The sequence below is a fragment of the bacterium (Candidatus Blackallbacteria) CG13_big_fil_rev_8_21_14_2_50_49_14 genome (assembly GCA_002783405.1).
Taxonomy (GTDB): domain Bacteria; phylum Cyanobacteriota; class Sericytochromatia; order UBA7694; family UBA7694.
In genome coordinates, this window is sequence record PFGG01000065.1 from 228,026 (window position 1) to 245,058 (window position 17,033).

17 protein-coding genes are annotated in these 17,033 nt (G+C 51.4%); 9 read left to right on the forward strand and 8 right to left on the reverse strand.

From position 1 onward, the window contains the following. Nucleotides 1-10: 10 nt before the first annotated feature. A complete protein-coding gene (locus COW20_17925; GenBank protein ID PIW46120.1) occupies nt 11-688 on the reverse strand; it encodes a hypothetical protein in 678 nt (225 codons plus the stop codon). A gap of 214 nt (nt 689-902) precedes the next feature. On the opposite strand from COW20_17925, the gene COW20_17930 reads away from it, so the two are divergent. Further along, the gene (locus COW20_17930) at nt 903-1,277 is read left to right on the forward strand and encodes an RNA-binding protein (protein PIW46121.1); all 375 of its coding nucleotides are present in this window, start codon (nt 903-905) and stop codon (nt 1,275-1,277) included. Between the two features lie 5 nt (nt 1,278-1,282). Here the strand turns inward: COW20_17930 and COW20_17935 are convergent, their stop codons facing one another. Then, complete coding sequence (locus COW20_17935; GenBank protein PIW46122.1) at nt 1,283-2,602, reverse strand: peptidase S8; 1,320 nt, start codon at nt 2,600-2,602, stop codon at nt 1,283-1,285. Between the two features lie 58 nt (nt 2,603-2,660). Further along, on the reverse strand, nt 2,661-3,557 hold the full coding sequence (locus COW20_17940; GenBank protein ID PIW46123.1) for an RluA family pseudouridine synthase: 897 nt from the start codon (nt 3,555-3,557) through the stop codon (nt 2,661-2,663). 77 nt (nt 3,558-3,634) lie between these two features. Between COW20_17940 and COW20_17945 the strand changes: the two genes are divergently transcribed. The 3 genes from COW20_17945 (at nt 3,635) to COW20_17955 (ending at nt 5,447) form a co-directional block, all read left to right on the forward strand. Then, the gene (locus tag COW20_17945) at nt 3,635-3,949 is read left to right on the forward strand and encodes a hypothetical protein (protein ID PIW46124.1); all 315 of its coding nucleotides are present in this window, start codon (nt 3,635-3,637) and stop codon (nt 3,947-3,949) included. 76 nt (nt 3,950-4,025) lie between these two features. Beyond that, entirely contained in the window at nt 4,026-4,595 is a 570-nt protein-coding gene (locus COW20_17950; protein ID PIW46125.1) for a hypothetical protein, read from the forward strand. A gap of 63 nt (nt 4,596-4,658) precedes the next feature. Continuing rightward, a complete protein-coding gene (locus COW20_17955) occupies nt 4,659-5,447 on the forward strand; it encodes a hypothetical protein (GenBank protein ID PIW46126.1) in 789 nt (262 codons plus the stop codon). Nucleotides 5,448-5,475: 28 nt separating this feature from the next. On the opposite strand, the gene COW20_17960 is transcribed toward COW20_17955, so the two are convergent. Together COW20_17960 and COW20_17965 are read right to left on the reverse strand one after the other, a co-directional pair. Further along, a complete protein-coding gene (locus tag COW20_17960; GenBank protein ID PIW46127.1) occupies nt 5,476-6,090 on the reverse strand; it encodes a hypothetical protein in 615 nt (204 codons plus the stop codon). Nucleotides 6,091-6,315: 225 nt separating this feature from the next. Further along, nucleotides 6,316-7,182, reverse strand: coding sequence for a hypothetical protein (locus tag COW20_17965; GenBank protein ID PIW46128.1), 867 nt, complete (start codon nt 7,180-7,182; stop codon nt 6,316-6,318). Between the two features lie 160 nt (nt 7,183-7,342). Here COW20_17965 and COW20_17970 point away from each other — a divergent pair, with 160 nt between their 5' ends. The 4 genes from COW20_17970 to COW20_17985 are packed head-to-tail and all read left to right on the forward strand — an operon-like array spanning nt 7,343 to nt 11,237. Then, the gene (locus tag COW20_17970; protein PIW46129.1) at nt 7,343-8,023 is read left to right on the forward strand and encodes a TetR family transcriptional regulator; all 681 of its coding nucleotides are present in this window, start codon (nt 7,343-7,345) and stop codon (nt 8,021-8,023) included. After that, nucleotides 8,020-9,168 (forward strand): hypothetical protein, encoded by a 1,149-nt coding sequence (locus tag COW20_17975; protein PIW46130.1) that lies wholly within the window; start codon nt 8,020-8,022, stop codon nt 9,166-9,168. Before COW20_17970 ends, COW20_17975 begins: the two co-directional genes overlap by 4 nt. Further along, entirely contained in the window at nt 9,161-10,114 is a 954-nt protein-coding gene (locus COW20_17980) for a multidrug ABC transporter ATP-binding protein (protein ID PIW46131.1), read from the forward strand. The genes COW20_17975 and COW20_17980 overlap by 8 nt, the downstream gene beginning before the upstream one ends. Further along, the gene (locus COW20_17985) at nt 10,107-11,237 is read left to right on the forward strand and encodes an ABC transporter permease (protein ID PIW46132.1); all 1,131 of its coding nucleotides are present in this window, start codon (nt 10,107-10,109) and stop codon (nt 11,235-11,237) included. The genes COW20_17980 and COW20_17985 overlap by 8 nt, the downstream gene beginning before the upstream one ends. A gap of 3 nt (nt 11,238-11,240) precedes the next feature. Here the strand turns inward: COW20_17985 and COW20_17990 are convergent, their stop codons facing one another. Both COW20_17990 and COW20_17995 read right to left on the reverse strand, forming a co-directional pair. Then, nucleotides 11,241-11,759, reverse strand: a complete 519-nt coding sequence (locus tag COW20_17990; GenBank protein PIW46133.1) for a hypothetical protein — start codon at nt 11,757-11,759, stop codon at nt 11,241-11,243. A gap of 114 nt (nt 11,760-11,873) precedes the next feature. Then, nucleotides 11,874-13,463 (reverse strand): hypothetical protein, encoded by a 1,590-nt coding sequence (locus COW20_17995; GenBank protein ID PIW46134.1) that lies wholly within the window; start codon nt 13,461-13,463, stop codon nt 11,874-11,876. Between the two features lie 155 nt (nt 13,464-13,618). Between COW20_17995 and COW20_18000 the strand changes: the two genes are divergently transcribed. Further along, nucleotides 13,619-14,344: a hypothetical protein gene (locus tag COW20_18000; GenBank protein ID PIW46135.1), complete on the forward strand. Its 726-nt coding sequence runs from the start codon at nt 13,619-13,621 to the stop codon at nt 14,342-14,344. Here the strand turns inward: COW20_18000 and COW20_18005 are convergent. Then, complete coding sequence (locus COW20_18005; protein PIW46136.1) at nt 14,330-16,423, reverse strand: hypothetical protein; 2,094 nt, start codon at nt 16,421-16,423, stop codon at nt 14,330-14,332. The genes COW20_18000 and COW20_18005 overlap by 15 nt on opposite strands. Nucleotides 16,424-17,033: the final 610 nt, after the last annotated feature.

Sequence of the window (17,033 nt, forward strand, 5' to 3'; positions counted from 1 at the left end):
ACTGGGTCAGTTAATCGCCAGCGTTCAGCTTGGCTTTCAGAGCAGCAAGGTCATCATCGACGCCAGAACTGGCGCTCAATTTTGCGAACTCATCTTCAATACCGGCTCCAGGCCCCAAGAGATTCAGATCGCCATAGGCAGAAGCCAGGGCTTCCTGTTCCATAACCTTGTCTTCGAGCCGAGAAAAAGCAGATAGAGCACGGCTTTCGCCAATTTTTCCCATGGTTTTGGAAATCTGCTGCTGGGCCTTGGCCTGGCGGCTGCGGGCAATCAACAAATCTTTTTTAATCCGGGCTTCATTCATTTTGCTTTCAAGCTGGCTGAGTTGCCCCTTGAGCATTTCCACGTTCTTGTTTTGGGTTTCCCATTGAGATTGAAACCCAACAGCTGTCTGCTGATAGGTATTGCGGCGCTGCAGAGCTTCGCGGGCCAAATCTTCGCGGCCACTTTTTAAAGCCAGGGTCGCTTTTTCTTCCCAGCCTACGGCTTGGTTTTCATTTTGTGTATATTGCTGGTGCAGGCGTTTTTCTGTCTGAATCGCAAGGGCGACTTCTTTGCGCACTTCGATCAGATCTTTTTCCATATCAATCATCAGCTGCTTGAGCATTTTTTCAGGATCTTCAGCTTTATCGATCAAATCGTTAATATTGGCTTTCAGTACAGTAGAAATTCGGTCAAGGATTCCCATGGAACAGTCACTCCTTTTTTTGCAAATCAAAGCATTGGCCTGAGGGGCATTATATCACAAAGTTTTCGATGCATCCTGTTCGCTCAATTCAAGGCACTGAAAAGAACCTGAAAGAAAGTTATAACAAAGAGCCTGGTCATCTCCCCCTTTGCTTCACGGTCTGCTAAGATATGATCTTAATCATTCCCGTACCCAAAAGCGCAGGAGAACACAGATGAAACTATTTGTAGGCAATTTATCAGAGTCGGTAACTGAAGAAGATCTGAACCAGGCCGCCAGTGCCTTTGGCAAAGTGGTCAACGTCACCATTACCCAAAATGAAGAAGGCAAATCCAAAGGCTTTGGTTTTATTGAAATGTCCAGCGCAGCCGAAGTTCAGGCCGCATTGAACGGTTTACAAGGCAAAGAGCTCAAAGGCCAGGCCTTGAAACTGAATGAAGCCCGCCCCGACAAAAAAGCAGGGCGCAATCTCAGCCGCAGCCCCGGTGTAGGCTTTGGCAGCCGCCCGGCAGCAGGTGCCAAGAAAGCCAAAGGTAGTAGCAGCAAAGGTGGTTTCAATATTGGAACCACCGGCCGCAACAAAGTTTAAACCGTTTAAGGACGCCGGGTGAGGGCTTTGGCGAGGTTGATACGTCCATGCCCATAGAATTCATCATAACCCGGCGTACCCAGATCATCGGTACCCCACTCAAGCTGTGCTCTTACCTCTTTGGCCTTGAAATTGGGGAACTCTGAGCGAATCATCGCCGCGACCCCGGCCACCGCAGGCGTGGCCATGGACGTTCCTGAAATGGAGCCATAATCTTTCATGCCCTCTCCACCGTAGGTGGGAAAGGTCGAAAGAATACTGGAACCAGGCGCAGAAACCGAAATCCAACTGCCATAATTTGAGAAATAAGAACGTTTATCGCGTGAATCTGTGGATCCCACCGCAATCACACCGGGTTGAGCTGCTGGATAAATTTTACGTTTATTGCCATCATTGCCCATCGCGGCAACCACGACAATTTCATGGTTCAAAGCATATTTAACGGCGTCTTCCTTGGCTTGAGACTCACTGTAAGAGCCCAAACTCATGCTGATCACCTGGGCACCATGGTCGGCAGCCCAGAGAATGCCCTCAGCGACATCAGCTGAACTGCCACTGCCATTATTGTCTAAAACCCGCACAGGAATAATGCCCACCTGGGGGGCAAAACCGGCGACTCCCACTTCGTTATTCGTGATGGCGGCAGCAATGCCTGCGCAGTGGGTGCCATGTCCATGTCCATCCAGGGCCTGATCGTCTTTATCAACGGCATCATAGCCGGGCAGGATCTTGGCAGCCAAATCAGGATGCTGCAAATCGACCCCGGTATCAATAATCGCAATCGCGACTTTTTCACTGCCCTTTTGTTTGCGCCAACCGGCCTCTGAACTGCTGACACGGTGTGCATACTGCTGATTGTACATCGGGTCATTGGGATAAAGTGCCTGGCCTTGAAAGGGCGGCAAAACTTCATGGGGTTGAATACGTGGAATTGAAACCACGTAATTGGGTTCAGCATAGGCTATCTGCGGATTTTTGGAGAGTGCCTGCAGAGCAGCTGCCGTATTTTCACCCTGACGCAGTTTCACCAATTCCAGCCCCAATTCCGGGTTGCCCAAACTGCGCACACGTTGCAAGCCCAGGCTTTGCAAGGTCAAGTCACGGCTTTGAGCCGCCACCCCAGGCTGATAACGCAGCACAATTTCACCGGGTAAAACAGTTTGCTGAGGGTTTTGCACCCGAATGGCCACGCGGTTCAAACTGGCTTTCGATCGTGTTGATGCCTGATTGAGACGGGCTGAGGGCAAGGTTCCCACAGCGCTTTGGCACGCACACATCAGGGTACTCAAGGCCAGACTCGAAAACAGCAAAACACGTGAAGACATGGGCAAAAACTCCAGTTTTTCAAGATAACGTGACAGAACAGACTCGTATTATAACGGCTTAAGCGATTGAACTCAAGATCGACAGAAGCGCTTCTGAGGGCTCCCAATAGGCGGGCAAAGATTCTTCAAACGCCAGCATTTGCCCATTTCTTGGATGTTGAAAACTGAGCCGCCAGGCATGCAAGGCCAAAAATCCTCCTCCCCGCCCATAGACAGCATCTCCCCAGAGCGGATGTCCGAGATGCGCAAGATGCACCCGAATCTGATGGGTTCGCCCCGTTTCAAGGCGCAAGAGCAAAAGGCTGCGCTCAGGGTTGCCCAAGAGCACTTGGTAATGGGTCAGTGCCCATTTACCCTGGGGGCTGACCACCACACGCTGGGGAGACGCAGGATCGCGGGCCAGGGGCTGCTCAATCGTGCCCGAACCAGCCAGTTCCCCCTCAACCCAAGCCAGATAAAGGCGTTGAAACTGCCGGGCCTGAGAAGCCGCTAATAAACGCTTATGCGCAAATTCTGATTTCGCAAAGACCAAAAGGCCACTGGTGTCGCGATCCAGACGGTGCACAATACCAGGCCCCGCCACGCCCCCGATTCCCGGCCAATCCTGAACGGCTGACAAGAGCGCATTGACACAGCTGCCCCGCCACCAGCCAGGCCCAGGATGCGTCGCCATGCCTGCCGGTTTGGCGACCACAATCAGATCGGCATCCTGGTAACGGATCGGCAAAGACAAAGCCTCTGGCAGGGCGGCATGGGGCAGAAGAGCTGGGGGCTCCACGAGAACCTGCTGACCAGGCTTCAACCAACGCCGTGCCTTGCCCAGTTCTCCATCCACGCGCACATGGCCCTTCTGAATCCACTCCCGAATTTTGAGATAGGGCAGATCGAACTGTCGGGCCAGAAATTCCTCAAGTGGTTCCTGGGCCTGATCAGCATCAATGGTAAAGACACGCATTGCTAAGTTGGACAAAAGACGACCTGAGACCTATGCTGTTTTAATCACCAGCATATCAAATCCGTGGAGAAAAACGCATGAGCATTCAGGCTGCCGGAAGTCAACTTGTACGCGGTCTGGCTGTCGCCATGAGTCTGTTTTGCTTGTTCTTCAGCAACCATTTTCTCTCTCAGAAAAACTGGAGAGCAGGCTTTATTTTGCTGGGAGCAGGACTGCTGCTGTATATTTGGGCAGAAGAAGTTATCAAACGTCCCCGTTTCCTGTGGGTGCCAGGTTCCTGGCTGGGCATGCAAATGCTCTTGGGTGAGAGTCTCAAAGGAGAAGGATTCCTGCTGGGTCTGCCGCTCTTTCTGGTGGTATCGGCCTTCGTGCGGCGCAGTTATCAAAAATGAAAGTCCTCCACAAGGGAACCCTGGTGCTGACAAACGCATCTTCTCAATAAAAATCTAGGAACAGTCAAAAGAAATCATGTCCCTCCGTTTACGCCATCCCAGCAGTCTGCCAGCCTGGTGGCCAGAGCTCAAACCACAACGCATTATGATCGTGGGGCCCAGCAACAGTGGCAAATCAACACTTGCCCAAAGACTTGGCAAGCATCTTGAACTGCCAGCATTTGATCTCGATGAGCTGAATTGGTTGCCAGGTTGGCAAATGCGCTCCAGCGAGGAATTGCGGGAAAGCGTGCGCCAGATTGTGGATACCCCAGCCTGGGTTCTCGCCGGGAACTACGAGCGAACCCAGGATCTCAGCTGGCCACAGGCCCAGGTCGTGATTTGGTTGGATTTTGAAAAAGACCTGGTTTTAAAACGGGCGCTGAAACGTTGTTTGTACAGGTATTTTCTGAAAGAAGCCTGCTGCAATGGCAATTATGAATCCCTGCGCATGACATTTTTCAGCCGCGATTCACTTTTGCTCTGGATCCTCAAGGTACATGCCCGTCAACGTCTGCGCTATCAAGAACGGGCAAAGGAACAGACCGGCCCCTTGATTCTGCATTTGCATCAGCCACGGGAGATTGAAATTTTATTCAAAAGGTAAATTAGAACCCTTTGGTTAAGCATCAAAATTGAATCATCATTCATTTACTGTTATAATCAGCGCATGGCCAGACCACAACGCATTTCAAATTCAGATATTCTTCAGGCGGCACGTTCCGTATTGGCTGAATTCGGCCCCCAACAGCTGACCCTCGAAGCCGTGGGCCAAAAAGTGGGTCTGGTGCCAGGCACCTTGATGCAGCGTTTTGGCTCCAAGCGCGGGCTTCTGCTCACCCTTTTACGGGCCCGCCAAGAAGAGATCCCCCAGGTCTTTAGCCAGGCCCGCAGCCAACAGCGCAACCCCTTGAATGCACTTTATCTGGCTTGCCAAAACCTGTATCAGGAATTTCAAACGCCCCAGATTTTGAATCACCATTTAAGTTTTTTGCAAACCGATCTTCACGATCCTGAATTTCGAGAGGCTGTTGTTTTGCAAGCCCAAACTCTGATTCAGGAACTTGAAAACAGTTTAAAAGCCGCAGCGATTGCCGAACTGCTCAGCACGGGCCCCAGCAAGCCCCGCGCCCAACAACTCTATCAGAGTTTGCAGGGCTGTCTATTGCACTGGGCACTCCTGGAGCCCGAACCCTTGCCGCGCGCAATTAAACGCAGCCTGCAAACCATGCTCCAGCTTTGGCAGCCGACAGGCTTCAGTGCCCCGCCGGAAGCCCCCGAACCGCAACCCCAGGTCACACCGGCCGTCGAAATATCCCCCTTGGTCAGTCTGCTGCGTGAGGCCCCCGATGAAGAGCTCAAAGCCTATAAACCCAAAGCTGAAAAAAGCAAAGATAAAAAATCAGGCAAGAAAAAAGACAAGAAAAAGAACAAGAAAAAAGCCCTTAAGCAAGCTTAAGCGCCTTTTTCAAAATTTTCAAACCGATTTATTTGCTTAAAAAGAGCTCAAATACTTCACCAAAATCTTTGCGCACATAGGTCTTGTGCATTTGCTTGAGCCAGTTGAAACTGTATTGATTGACCGCATCGAACTGTTCCTGCAAATTGATTTCAGCCTTGTTCACCCGGCCCAGGGTTGTCGTTGCCACCTCTAAACTCTTATGCCCGAATGCTTGATAGCGTTCATTTTCATACTGAATTTCAGCAATTTTAAGCAGAGATTTATACAGGTCTTTCAAAAGCTCAATCTGTTTTTTATTGACATCAATAGAATAGCTTTTTTCACCCATTACAAATTTGATTTCAATATCCAAATCAATCGTGCCTGCGGTTTCGAGCAAAACATGGCTGAGCGGATAATGCGCATAGCTGAGACGGCGCAAAGTACGCTTTTTACTCACCGCACTGGTGCCATCGAGATGAATCAAAGCCAGATTGGTAAAACAATATTCATCGGATTTGGATTTGATCAGGAAGTAGATTTTTTCGCCTTCCTCATGCATCACATAATCATCAGAATCCGTTTTATTAAAATCTTCGGGACTGATGACACTGCCAATATCACTGATGCCCAAGGCATCTGCGGCTAATTTTCCAAACATTTTTGCACCCATCCTTTTGCAGTTGTTGAGACCCGCAACAGTCTACCCCAAATCCGAGAGCGGATCAATCAAACCTGGGCCGCAGCAATCGCAGGAACCTCACTTCAAAAACATCCGTTTCTGACGAAATGTTTTGGCAAAAGCAGGTACTGTTTGTGGCTTCACCCTCTGGTTCTGTGCTCAGCAAGGTTCAAGCAACCCTATTTCATTGCACATTTTTAGTCCTCAAAGATAACGCACATAAATCCCACCCCCTGGAGAGTCAGAAATAAACCCCCAGTCAAATTCACGGGTTTCAGCCAAAATCTGCCTCAACCAGGCTTTTTCAAGCAGCTTGATTCGGGCCTGATTTCCACCCCAGGGGTCCTCAATTGGATCGGGGTCTTCAAATCTGATCGTGAGCATATCAGGCTTATCGCCCTTAAAACAAACGCTCAAATTCACAACCATTTCCCCCAAGTGAGGAGAAACCTCAAGCCGCCAAGTTCTCCAAGGAGGATTGTCCACCTCAAGCACAGCTCTTTTCCCCACCTCAGAAGCTAAAAACCGTTCTGGGGTGGTTTGAGGCCCCAAACGAAAATCTGGCTGGGTAAAGCTCCATTCCCCCGTAAGCCGATCAAGAATACCCACTGCAGAACCCTGCTCAACCAAACTCTGCGACTCTGCTTTTTTAGTTTTTTGTCGCTGGCTCCACTTTCGGTAACGCTTGGCAAGTCTCTTTGCCAGCACCTGAATATTTTGCTGATCGTCAGTGACATGGTAAAGCGTTGGGTAGTCAGCAAACAGAGCTTGAAAATCCTCAAGATAATGCTCTGATTCATAGTAGACATGCGCAAAGGCGTTGCCCTCTGCGTTGAGATCTTCTTCAGTAAAAACACCCTCACAATAAGCTTCTAAAAACTTCCGCCCCGAAAGTTCTCCCTTGATCACCCCTGCAACAGCCTCAGGTGAATTTTCAAGATGAAGAGCTCCCGCCCACCCCTGTCCAAAACACCAGGCCAAGAACATACCAATATGCGTTCCTGCATTTTCAGCTGGCAAGTCCTTAGGATAATCTGCTTGAAGATGCCATTTGATTTTATCGTAAGCCATCCCGCCTCCCAAAATGCATAAAAACCTTTCAAATACACATGATTAGCTTATCATGTGCCTACATTGTCAAGCACAGTTCCTGCCCTGCGCTTGACAAAGAATAATCAGCCTGAGTATCTTAGTGATTAATCACTCACCTCTAGAAGCCATGGGTTGAAACATGCCAGCCAAAACAGAGACCCCCCTGCCCGATTTTTCAGCTGAACTCGAAAATCTCTACCCAGATTTTGCACAGCTGACGCCCGGACAAAAACGCATTCTCAATGCCGCCCTCGAGCTTTTTGCCGAAAAAGGCTATGCTGCCACCTCAACAGGTGCGATCGCCAAGCAGGCAGGTGTCGCCGAAGGGCTTATTTTTAAGCATTTCCGCAATAAAAAAGAACTGCTTTTGCAATTGGCCCGCCCCCTGCTGCTTGAATTCTTTTTTCCCCTAAGCGTTCGCCGGATTCAAGCCATTTTGACGCAGGAATACCATCATTTAAAAGAATTATTGGAAGCCCTCCTGCGCGAACGCCTGGCCTTCGTGCGCCAGCACCACCGCCTGCTGCGCCTGATATTACAGGAAATCTGGCTGCACCCTGAACTCTTTGAGAGCCTGAAAGAACAGTTTCAAAAACACCTGCAGCCCACTCTCGAAGCCCAATTGAAAGCTTTTCAAGCCCGTGGCGAGATCCGTGAAATGGCGTTTAGTTCCTGTCTGCGACTGATTCTCTCCAATGTCATGGGGCTGATCATCTCGCGCGTGCTGCTTTTTCCAGAACAGCAGGAACCTGAAGAGCAGGATATTCAACAGACCCTGCAAACCCTGGTTCAGGGGCTGGCCCCGGAGCCCAAAACATGAAGAAGCCCTTGATTCCCCTGATCCTTCTGCTTGTGGGCACGGCCTGCTGGACAGGCTGGAATTATACCCATCCTGAGGCTGCAGAAAGGGGCCTGATCGCCTCGGGCACCCTTGAGTCCACCCCGATTGATCTGGCCTCACGTCTGGGGGGGCGTGTCACCCAGGTTTTGGCAAAAGAAGGCCAGTTGCTGAAAAAAAATCAGGTGTTGATGCGTTTTGATGCCCGCGAACTGGAAGCCCAAACCCAACAGGTTCAGGCCCAGGAAAAAGCAGCACGCGCCCAGGTGTCACTGCTCAAAGCAGGCGCACGCACTGAAGATATTCAGGGCGCCCAAGCCGCTTTGCAGGCCGCAGAATTGCGCGTCAGTGAACTCAAGAGCGGCAGCCGGCGGGCAGAAAAAGAACGGGCAGGGGCTGAAGTCGCCAACCGTTTAAGCCAGGTAGAACTGGCTGAAAAAGAATATGCCCGTCTGGCTGAACTGGTGGCCCATTCAGCGGTTCCCAGCCAAAAACTGGATCAAGCCCGCCAAGCCCTGCAATCAGCACAAAGCGGTCTGCTTCAGGCCCAAAAGAATCAGGAATTGGTTCTGGAAGGCAGCCGCAGTGAGGAAATCGCCATTGCCAGCCAACAAGCCCGCCAGCAAAGAGCCCAACTGAATAAATTGCAAAATGGGGTTCGCCCTCAGGAAATCCAGGTCGCAGAAGCCAATCTCAAACAGATTCAGGCCCAGGCCGAGCAATTGCGCGTGCGTTTACAGGAGGCCAGTATTCTCTCACCCTGCTCCTGTCTTTTAAGTGTCTTGGGCGCAGAACAGGGTGAACTGGTGAGCGCAGGCAGCCCCGTACTCACCCTGCTGGATCCCGAAGATTTATGGGTCAAGGTCTATCTTTCGCCCCTTGAACTCAAGCAAGTTCAACTCAATCAAAAGGTTTGGCTGCGCGTCGATGCCTGGCCCAAGCAAAGTTTTGCAGGCCAGGTGGTGTATATTTCAGCCACAGCTGAATTTACTCCCCGCAATATTCAAACCCGCGAAGAACGGATTCATCAGGTTTTTGCCATCAAAGTTGCTGTCAGGCAGTCAGAGCCTAAACTTTTTGCGGGCATGCCCGTCGATGTGCATTGGGAAAAGCCCCCATATGAGTGAATACGCGATTGAAATGCAGGAATTGACCAAGCGCTATGGTGAGACCACCGTGGTCAACCAACTGAGCCTGAAGGTCAAACGTGGCGAAATATTTGGCTTTTTAGGCCCCAATGGCTCAGGCAAATCCACCACCATGCGCATGCTCTGCGGGATTTTACCCCCCAGTGGGGGAGAAGCCTCGGTACTGGGTTTCAATATTCGCACCCAGGCCAAACAAATTCGCCCCAGAATTGGCTATATGTCGCAAAAGTTCAGCCTATATGAAGACTTAAGCGTGCGCGAAAATCTTGAATTTTTTGCCGCTGTCTATGGGGTAACAGGCCCCCAGGCTCCGCAACGCAAACGGGAAGTACTGGAACTTACCCATTTAAGCGGGCGCGAGCAACAATTGGCAGCCCATCTTTCCGGGGGTTGGAAACAGCGACTGGGGCTGGCCTGCTCGCTGCTGCACAACCCCGACCTGATTTTTCTCGATGAGCCGACAGCAGGGATTGACCCTGTCGCCCGGCGGGAGCTTTGGGATTTGCTCTTTACCCTGGCCAGTGCGGGCAAAACCCTCTTCGTTTCAACCCACTATATGGATGAAGCCGAACGTTGCAGTCAAATCGGCTATATTTATCTCTCCAATCTGATTGTTTCAGGCCAGCCTGAAAGCTTAAAAAACCAGCATGCCACCCCCGAAACGGGGTGGCGCAGAATCGAGATCAGTGGCGAACCGATCATGAAAGCCTATAACCTGCTGCAAGCCCGCTCCGACCTGCGCGATGTCACTTTTTTTGGTCAAAGCCTGCACCTGCTGATTCAAAACAGCCTGACGGAGGCCGAACTGATCGGCTTTCTTGAGGCCGAGGGTTTGCAGGAGATCGAATGGCGTGAAATCCGGCCCAGTCTTGAAGATGTTTTTCTCGATCTGACCCGGGAAGCCGACAGGCAACGCCATGCATAAAATATTTGCGATCTTTATCAAGGAATGGCTGCATATTCGCCGCGACCGTCTGACCCTGGCCATGATGTTTATGATTCCCGTTATGCAGCTGACGCTGTTTGGCTTTGCCATCAATATGGACGTGCAGCATATGAAAACGATTATCTGGGATCAGGATCAGCGCCAGGCCAGTCGGGAGTTGATCAAAAACTTTACCAATACCGGCTATTTTGACCAGGTTGCCACTGCCCATTCTGAACACGAGGTGACCCAGGCCCTGCTGATGGGCAAGGCCTGGGTCGGTCTGATTATTCCCCCCGATTATTCACGCAAACTGCTGCGCAATCAGCCCGCAGATGTTTTGGTTCTGGTCGATGGTTCCAACTCCACAGTCGCCAACCAGGCCCTGAACCTCTCACGCAGCATTGGCCAACTCAACTCGATCAAGGTGCTGCAAGAGCGCATGCGCCGGGTTTTGGGCAGTGGAGCCAGCTTTCGCGAAGCCGTTGAAATCCGGCCCAAAACCCTGTTTAACCCCGAGCTGAAAAGCCGTAATTTTATGATTCCAGGGCTGCTGGGGGTGATCATGCAATTGGTGACCGTGATGCTGACTGCCTTTTCGATTGTGCGTGAACGGGAAAAGGGCACCCTTGAACAATTGATTGTCACGCCCGTGAATCCAGCCCAGGTCATTTTGGGAAAACTCAGCCCCTATTTCCTGATTGGCCTGCTCAATATGCTGATGGTGATTGGGCTGATGGTCTTTCTCTTTGGCGTGCCCATTGCCGGAAGTTTGGCTTTGCTGATGGGGCTTTCTGTGTTTTTTATTTTGGCTTCGCTGGGCATCGGCCTCTTGATCTCGACGGTATCACAAAACCAGGTGCAGGCCCTGCAGTTCACCCTGCTGGTCTTTTTACCCTCGATGATGCTCTCAGGTTTTATTTTTCCACGCGAATCCATGCCCTGGCTGATTTCCAGCCTGGGCCTGCTGATCCCACTTACCTATTTCGTAGAAATTCTGCGCGGCATCGTGCTGCGCGGTGTGGGGCTGGAAGCCCTCTGGCAGCATGTCATTCCGGTCATTCTCTTCGGCCTGGTGCTGATTGTCGTCAGCGTGCTGCGTTTTCGCCGCAGCCTGGCCTAAAACCTATTCAGCAGCGTTTACAAAACGCTCCCGCTCCAGGGCACGGGGAAAGAGAATTTCATTTTCTTTGTACATATGTTGGCAAAGATCAGCATCAAAAGCTTGTAGTGCCTGCATCAAGGCTTGATTTTCAGTTTGTACATAATCCTGGGTGAGTTTGCGCATCAGTCCCAGCATCTGCTCTGCGCTGTCATGCTCATAGACCATCACCCGAATCGGATGGGCCACGGTGCCACAGTGCATTTCTACGGGTTCCTGGGTTTCAAGCAATTGCCGACAATAGGGAAAAAGCACCTGTTCTTCTTTTTGCAAATGCATCAATAAATCGGAGTAGAGACCACAAAAAAGCTCCATCAAAGGTGCCCATTGCTGATCTTGCTTGCTCAAACGCTTCAATTGCTCCAAAATCACAGGGCCCTGCCCACGGATATAGGCATGGTGGGTATCTTCAAGATGGTCACAGAGCCCGGTCAGGTCCAAGCCCTGTAAATCTTCCCCCGGAGATAAAATCTGAACTGTCATACAAAAAGCGCTCCTTCAGGCAAATCAATCTGCGTTCATTCTGACACAGCCCCTGAACGCAAAACTTGATCTACAACAAAGACAAATCTTGATCCAGAACAAGAAGTACCTGCTTCAAACAATATCCTTGCCGACCAAAGCCAAACTTTGCAAAGCCGTGCGCCGGGCATGGCGCTGCTTGATTGGGCTATGCAGAAAGCGGTTCAAACCCGCCAGCAATTCGGCTTGAAAACGTGGGTCGAGCGCAGCATATTCTGAACGCAGGGCTTGAGAGGTTTTGAGCAGATGGGCCGAAAAAATCGGAACCCCCAGACCATGATCCAAGAGAAGCTGATCGGTTTCTGCCCAAAAGCGTTCAGGATCAGCCACGAACCAGGCCTCTGAACGGTTCTCTTGGGTGAGATAGGGGGTATTGCGGCCATAAAAGGCAGCCAGTTGCAACAAACCCTGGGGCCAGAGTTGTGGCCAGGCGCGACAGATTTGATGTACGGCCTGGGCAAAGGTCAGAGCATGGGTTAAATCCAGCCAACCCATATTTTCACTGACAGGATTCTCAGTCGCGGCCTGAAAACGCAGGTCAAAAGACAGCAGACTGTGGGCATTGGCAGCCAAAAGGCTTTGATAAATCGCCTCCGGACGATAAAGCTTGGCGCTTTCAAACAGCCATTCAAAGGCTGCTTTGGGGGAAGCCCCGAGCAAGGCCTCAGGTTCAGGCGGAGAAGCTTGAGAGCCCCATTCAGGCAAAGCCTGAAGCTTTGCCAAGGCAGGTGCATAGGCACGAAACGCTGGCAAAAGCTCTTCTCGGGTAGCAAAACAAAGGGAACGCACAAGCGCTTTGAGCAAAGGCCCTTCAAGCTCTGAACCCAAGCGTTGAATCAATTCTCGGGTTTTCAAGAGATAGATCAGACTGTGACCAAAATCCAGATAGTGGCTGAGTGCAAATTCTGCCAAGGTCTCTTCAAGTTCAGCAAAATGCAGGCCACGGGCCAAGGCATCATTCAGCAAGGCCTGGGCCTGGGCTTCCTCTTCATTTTCAAGGGCCTTCTGCAGGGCCTGAGACGCATAGGGGCTGCGCGCCTGAGAATACGGGAAAACGGGTTCGCGCAAAACATCCAAAGCCAAATGATCAAGTGCTTCTGTCAAGGCAATCAGACGATCCGCCTGTTTTTCTGAGCGATCGGCAAGTTGAATCCAATCCGCTGCCGCCGCATAGGCATGGCCAAAGCCAAATTCCAAATGTGCATGACTCCAAAAGATGGCATCACGCAAGCTCAGCACCGGATCAAAGCCTTCAAAATCAAGCCGCGCCAATTCCCGCGATAAACGCCCGTATTGTCTTTTTTCAAAGGCTTGGCGTAGATTTTCTTTCAACTGCGTTTCGCGTTGTGCACGATCAGGGGGGCTGAAGTCGAGCCAAACCTGCCCTGCTTCTATTCGGGCCGGGTAGGTGCGCACGCTGTCCTGCCCCACCAAGGCCTTGCCATTTTTTAAGTCAAATTTCCAATTGTGCCAATGGCAGGTCAAACTACACTGGGCTGCATTCAAGGCGCCTTGCAGCAAAGGATAGCCCTCATGGGGGCAACGGTTGTCGAGCGCGTAAACTTCCCCCTGGCTCATAAATACAGCAATTTGACGGGTGCCCTCGCGCACCAGAATTCGCCCTTTGCTTTCTAACTCAGCTACAAAACCAACCGCTTTCCACATGTGCTTGCCTCCTGAAAATGGATTTGATTTCAGTCTGACAGAGAAACAATAAAAGTCAAAATCGTTTATTTTTTTAATTTTAATTGTTATTAACTATTAAAAAATATTTTGAAAGTTTCAGAAGTTTAAGCTAAAATCCAAACAGCTCAGTTTTGATGGAGAGAATGATGTTGCTTTATGGTGCCTTGATTGTCGGACTCCAAATTGCCTGCGCTGTGCATTGCCTGCGTGGCAAATGCACTTCACGCAACTGGATCTGGTTGATTCTGGTTTTTCCGCTGATTGGCTCACTGATTTATTTGCTGGCAGAGGTCTTCCCCCATTGGGGCTCACCGCGCAGAACCAATCCCAACCCCTTGCGCTACCGGCCCAGTGAAAAAGAAATTCAGAGCGAACGTGAAAATTACCGCAAAATTCCTGAAATTCGCAGTCTGGAAAAACAAGCGGAAATCTGCCTTCAGTCGGGCCAACCCCTTGAAGCCCTCAACCATTTGCGCGCCTGCTTAAAGGGCCCCTGTGAAGACGACCCCGAACTGCTGTATAAACTGGCAGAAGCTGCTTTTCAGGCACGGGAATTCAGCCAGGCCCAGGAAGCCCTGAACAAAATCCGGGCCCTTTCGGATTACTCACCGGCCAAAGTGCGCTTACTGCTGGCCCGCAGCTACGCGGCTCAAGGCAGCAACGAAAAAGCAAAACCTCTGTTTGAATATCTGCTGGCCCAATACCCCTCGCCTGATGTTCGCTATTATTGGGCCTGTTTTTTACACGATCAGGGCCAAATTAACGCAGCCCAAAATCTTTGGCAGGAATTGGTAGCAGCCTTTCCGATCGGCAGTACGGCACCTGTCTGGCTGGAAGAAGCACGCTCACGCCTGGCTTAAGAACTGCTCAATCCCGTCTCGCATGGCCTTTAAGCCCGCAGAATAATCGGCACGCGCCCAAGCCACCAGAGCAACGCCTAAAAATCCCTGCCATTGGCTGAGTGGATCGGTTTGACGTCGGGCGCACGCCAAAATTTCAACCATCACTTCAGGATAGCGCGCCCATTGATTGGACTCCCGCAAAACCGTCCCCAAGCGTAAAAACGAGGCAAGTTGAGCCTGCACGGGCGTGATTTCGCGCAAAGTGGCAAAGCCAGCGGCCAGTTGACCGGCCCAGATCTGGGTATGCCCGACGGCCCCCAAGGCATCGGCCCGCCATTCAGGCGCAATCATTTCAACACGCTGCTTCAGTTCAGCAAACCAAGCCTCCTGTTCAGGGGGAGGGTGCTGGGCCAGCGCCAGTCCCAGTGCAGAAAGGGCCTGCAAGGGCTGGTAGGCCTCAAGGGTATCCCAATCCGTAAACAGAGCCTGCCAATAGGGCTTGACCTCATGCCAAGGCAGATGGGGCAGCAAGCCCTGCGCCATTTCCAAACACAAAATCCAATGCCCCCAACCCGGCAGACGGGCCTGTAAAAACGCAACCAAAAGCTTCACATGCTCTGAACTCAGCTCCTGCGCAGGCAGGGCCAAAACAGCAGCGACCCAATCACGCAGTTCCCAGGGACTTTCTGTACGCATTTCTTGGGCCAGCGCCCAATCCTGCGCTTCCTGCAAAGCATTTTCCAAAGTGGCCATTAAAGCCTGTGCAGCAACCGGGCTGTCTTGAAGAATCCACTTGCGTCCTTGCGAGAGCGCTTTCAAAAGCGATTTTTGCTGACGCTTCAATTCAGAAACCGTCAGCGGCTGGATCAAACTGAAACCCCAGGCAAGAATCTGGCGTCGCCGCGCCTGGTAACGTTTGCCCGAACTGTGTTTCAGCAGATGGGTCGCGGTCTGCAAATGCAAAAGCAAGGCTTTGGCCTCGCCTCTCAACTCATGGCTGCAAAACCAATACTCGCGAAACAGAGGGGCAGCCGAAGCCTCGCCCCAACGCGCCAACCAAACTGGCAGCTCGGCAAGCAAAGCCCGCGCGGCGTCCTGATCCCCCAGGGCCTCGCGATACCCCAGATAAACAGCACGCTGAACCGGGGACAAATCTTCAAGCTTTAAATCAACAAGCCAATTTTGCTCCACAGGCCATTGCCAACCTGCGACCAGCTTGGTTAAGCGCAAAAGGCCATTCTCAGACTCTTCAGTCAGGCCCTGGTACTTGCTGCCCAATTCACGCACCCAGGCCTGTAAAAGACTGAAGCGATCCAAGGGCCCTTGAACGGTCTCAAGCTCTAAATAATTGAGCTGAAACAGCATGCGTTCCAATTCGACACGCTGGGCCTCTTGAGAAAGGTGAGGAAAGGTTTCTTTCCAACGTTTTAAAGCAAAACGGGCAGGCCGTGCATAGCCAGAGCGCAGCCAAACCAAGCCCAAATCAAAAGCCAAACCAGCCTGATTCTGTAAAGGACTTTGGCTAAGCAAGACAGCCATTTCTTCAAGCAAAAGCTCGGCTTGGGTTTGCAAGCCCAGGCCCTGGGCTATCTGGGTTAGCTCCCCCAGCAATTCCAACTGAATTTCTGCTCCAGCCACAGACTCCAGCCATTGAATCGCCAAACGCAAAAGCAGCTGCTTTAAAGAGCGGCTCCAATCGGGAACCATACGAATCATGGGGGCCAGCTGTAAAATCAGCAAAGAACAGGGATAAAGCCTGGGCAAAGCAGGCTGCCAAACCGTGGGATCTTTCCAGACCTGCAGGTCACGCCCCAGCAAAAGCAAAACCCCTTCCAAGGGCAAGAGTTCTTGCAATTCCTCAAACTCACTTAGGCTTTTGTTTGCAAACAGATGCCAGAGTTCCTGACGTTTCTGAAGTAAACGTCGGGAACGTCGGCTGGGTGGAGAAGTGGAGGCCTCTTCGGTTAAACAGGCCAGCAGCCAATACCAGAGCAAAAGAAACTCTTTGGGGGGCAAAAAACGCAATTGTTCCAGCAATTCCTGCCATTGCGTAAAATCTGAAGAAAAAGGAGAGGGGGGCAGAGAAAGCAGGGACATGCTCAATTCCTCTGAAAAGTTCTCAGCCTGAAAAAGGCGATGAGCCTCGAGAAAACGAGAATTTCCGCGTCGCTGCCCTTCCTGAAGTCTTCGTATTCACCAGGCGGCTCTCCGTTTCAGGCGCCTCAACCACTTGCAGCGTTCACTTGCCCTTGCGGGAAGCTCGCTCTGAGCGGCTTGTATCTGGTTCCAACTATCCCGCGCACGGGATCCTTCTACAAGGTTCTTGCCCTGTTTCAGGGGATTCCCCATCTTTGGCTTTTCGGGAACAAACCTTGCGGCCCCTTCTCGACTGGGCACTCCTGACTTTTTTCAAGCCTTCAGTGCTTTGCAATCCAAAGATGTCCTTTGCCTTGCGGCCAGTGACCCTCTTACAGTTGCCCCTTCAGGGTTTTACCCACTCTGTGTATCGACCCCCGTTACCGGCGTCTGCCACTCTTGTCCTTTTGCCATTGCTGGCCGGGACTTCAGCGGTTTTTCCACACAGCGTGTGTGTCTGAGCTTGCGCTCAAACCTTGACCCTCTTGGGTGTTGACCTCTCAGGGATTTCTCCTCTCGATCCGCTTTTCTCTGCTTCCAGAAAATGACCTTCGTGCCGTTTCTACGACTT

Bases quoted from the DNA above. Each gene is read 5' to 3' on its own strand.
- COW20_17925 (PIW46120.1), bottom strand. From the start codon at position 688: ATGGGAATCCTTGACCGAATTTCTACTGTACTGAAAGCCAATATTAAC.
- COW20_17930 (PIW46121.1), top strand. From the start codon at position 903: ATGAAACTATTTGTAGGCAATTTATCAGAGTCGGTAACTGAAGAAGAT.
- COW20_17935 (PIW46122.1), bottom strand. From the start codon at position 2,602: ATGTCTTCACGTGTTTTGCTGTTTTCGAGTCTGGCCTTGAGTACCCTG.
- COW20_17940 (PIW46123.1), bottom strand. From the start codon at position 3,557: ATGCGTGTCTTTACCATTGATGCTGATCAGGCCCAGGAACCACTTGAG.
- COW20_17945 (PIW46124.1), top strand. From the start codon at position 3,635: ATGAGCATTCAGGCTGCCGGAAGTCAACTTGTACGCGGTCTGGCTGTC.
- COW20_17950 (PIW46125.1), top strand. From the start codon at position 4,026: ATGTCCCTCCGTTTACGCCATCCCAGCAGTCTGCCAGCCTGGTGGCCA.
- COW20_17955 (PIW46126.1), top strand. From the start codon at position 4,659: ATGGCCAGACCACAACGCATTTCAAATTCAGATATTCTTCAGGCGGCA.
- COW20_17960 (PIW46127.1), bottom strand. From the start codon at position 6,090: ATGTTTGGAAAATTAGCCGCAGATGCCTTGGGCATCAGTGATATTGGC.
- COW20_17965 (PIW46128.1), bottom strand. From the start codon at position 7,182: ATGGCTTACGATAAAATCAAATGGCATCTTCAAGCAGATTATCCTAAG.
- COW20_17970 (PIW46129.1), top strand. From the start codon at position 7,343: ATGCCAGCCAAAACAGAGACCCCCCTGCCCGATTTTTCAGCTGAACTC.
- COW20_17975 (PIW46130.1), top strand. From the start codon at position 8,020: ATGAAGAAGCCCTTGATTCCCCTGATCCTTCTGCTTGTGGGCACGGCC.
- COW20_17980 (PIW46131.1), top strand. From the start codon at position 9,161: ATGAGTGAATACGCGATTGAAATGCAGGAATTGACCAAGCGCTATGGT.
- COW20_17985 (PIW46132.1), top strand. From the start codon at position 10,107: ATGCATAAAATATTTGCGATCTTTATCAAGGAATGGCTGCATATTCGC.
- COW20_17990 (PIW46133.1), bottom strand. From the start codon at position 11,759: ATGACAGTTCAGATTTTATCTCCGGGGGAAGATTTACAGGGCTTGGAC.
- COW20_17995 (PIW46134.1), bottom strand. From the start codon at position 13,463: ATGTGGAAAGCGGTTGGTTTTGTAGCTGAGTTAGAAAGCAAAGGGCGA.
- COW20_18000 (PIW46135.1), top strand. From the start codon at position 13,619: ATGGAGAGAATGATGTTGCTTTATGGTGCCTTGATTGTCGGACTCCAA.
- COW20_18005 (PIW46136.1), bottom strand. From the start codon at position 16,423: ATGTCCCTGCTTTCTCTGCCCCCCTCTCCTTTTTCTTCAGATTTTACG.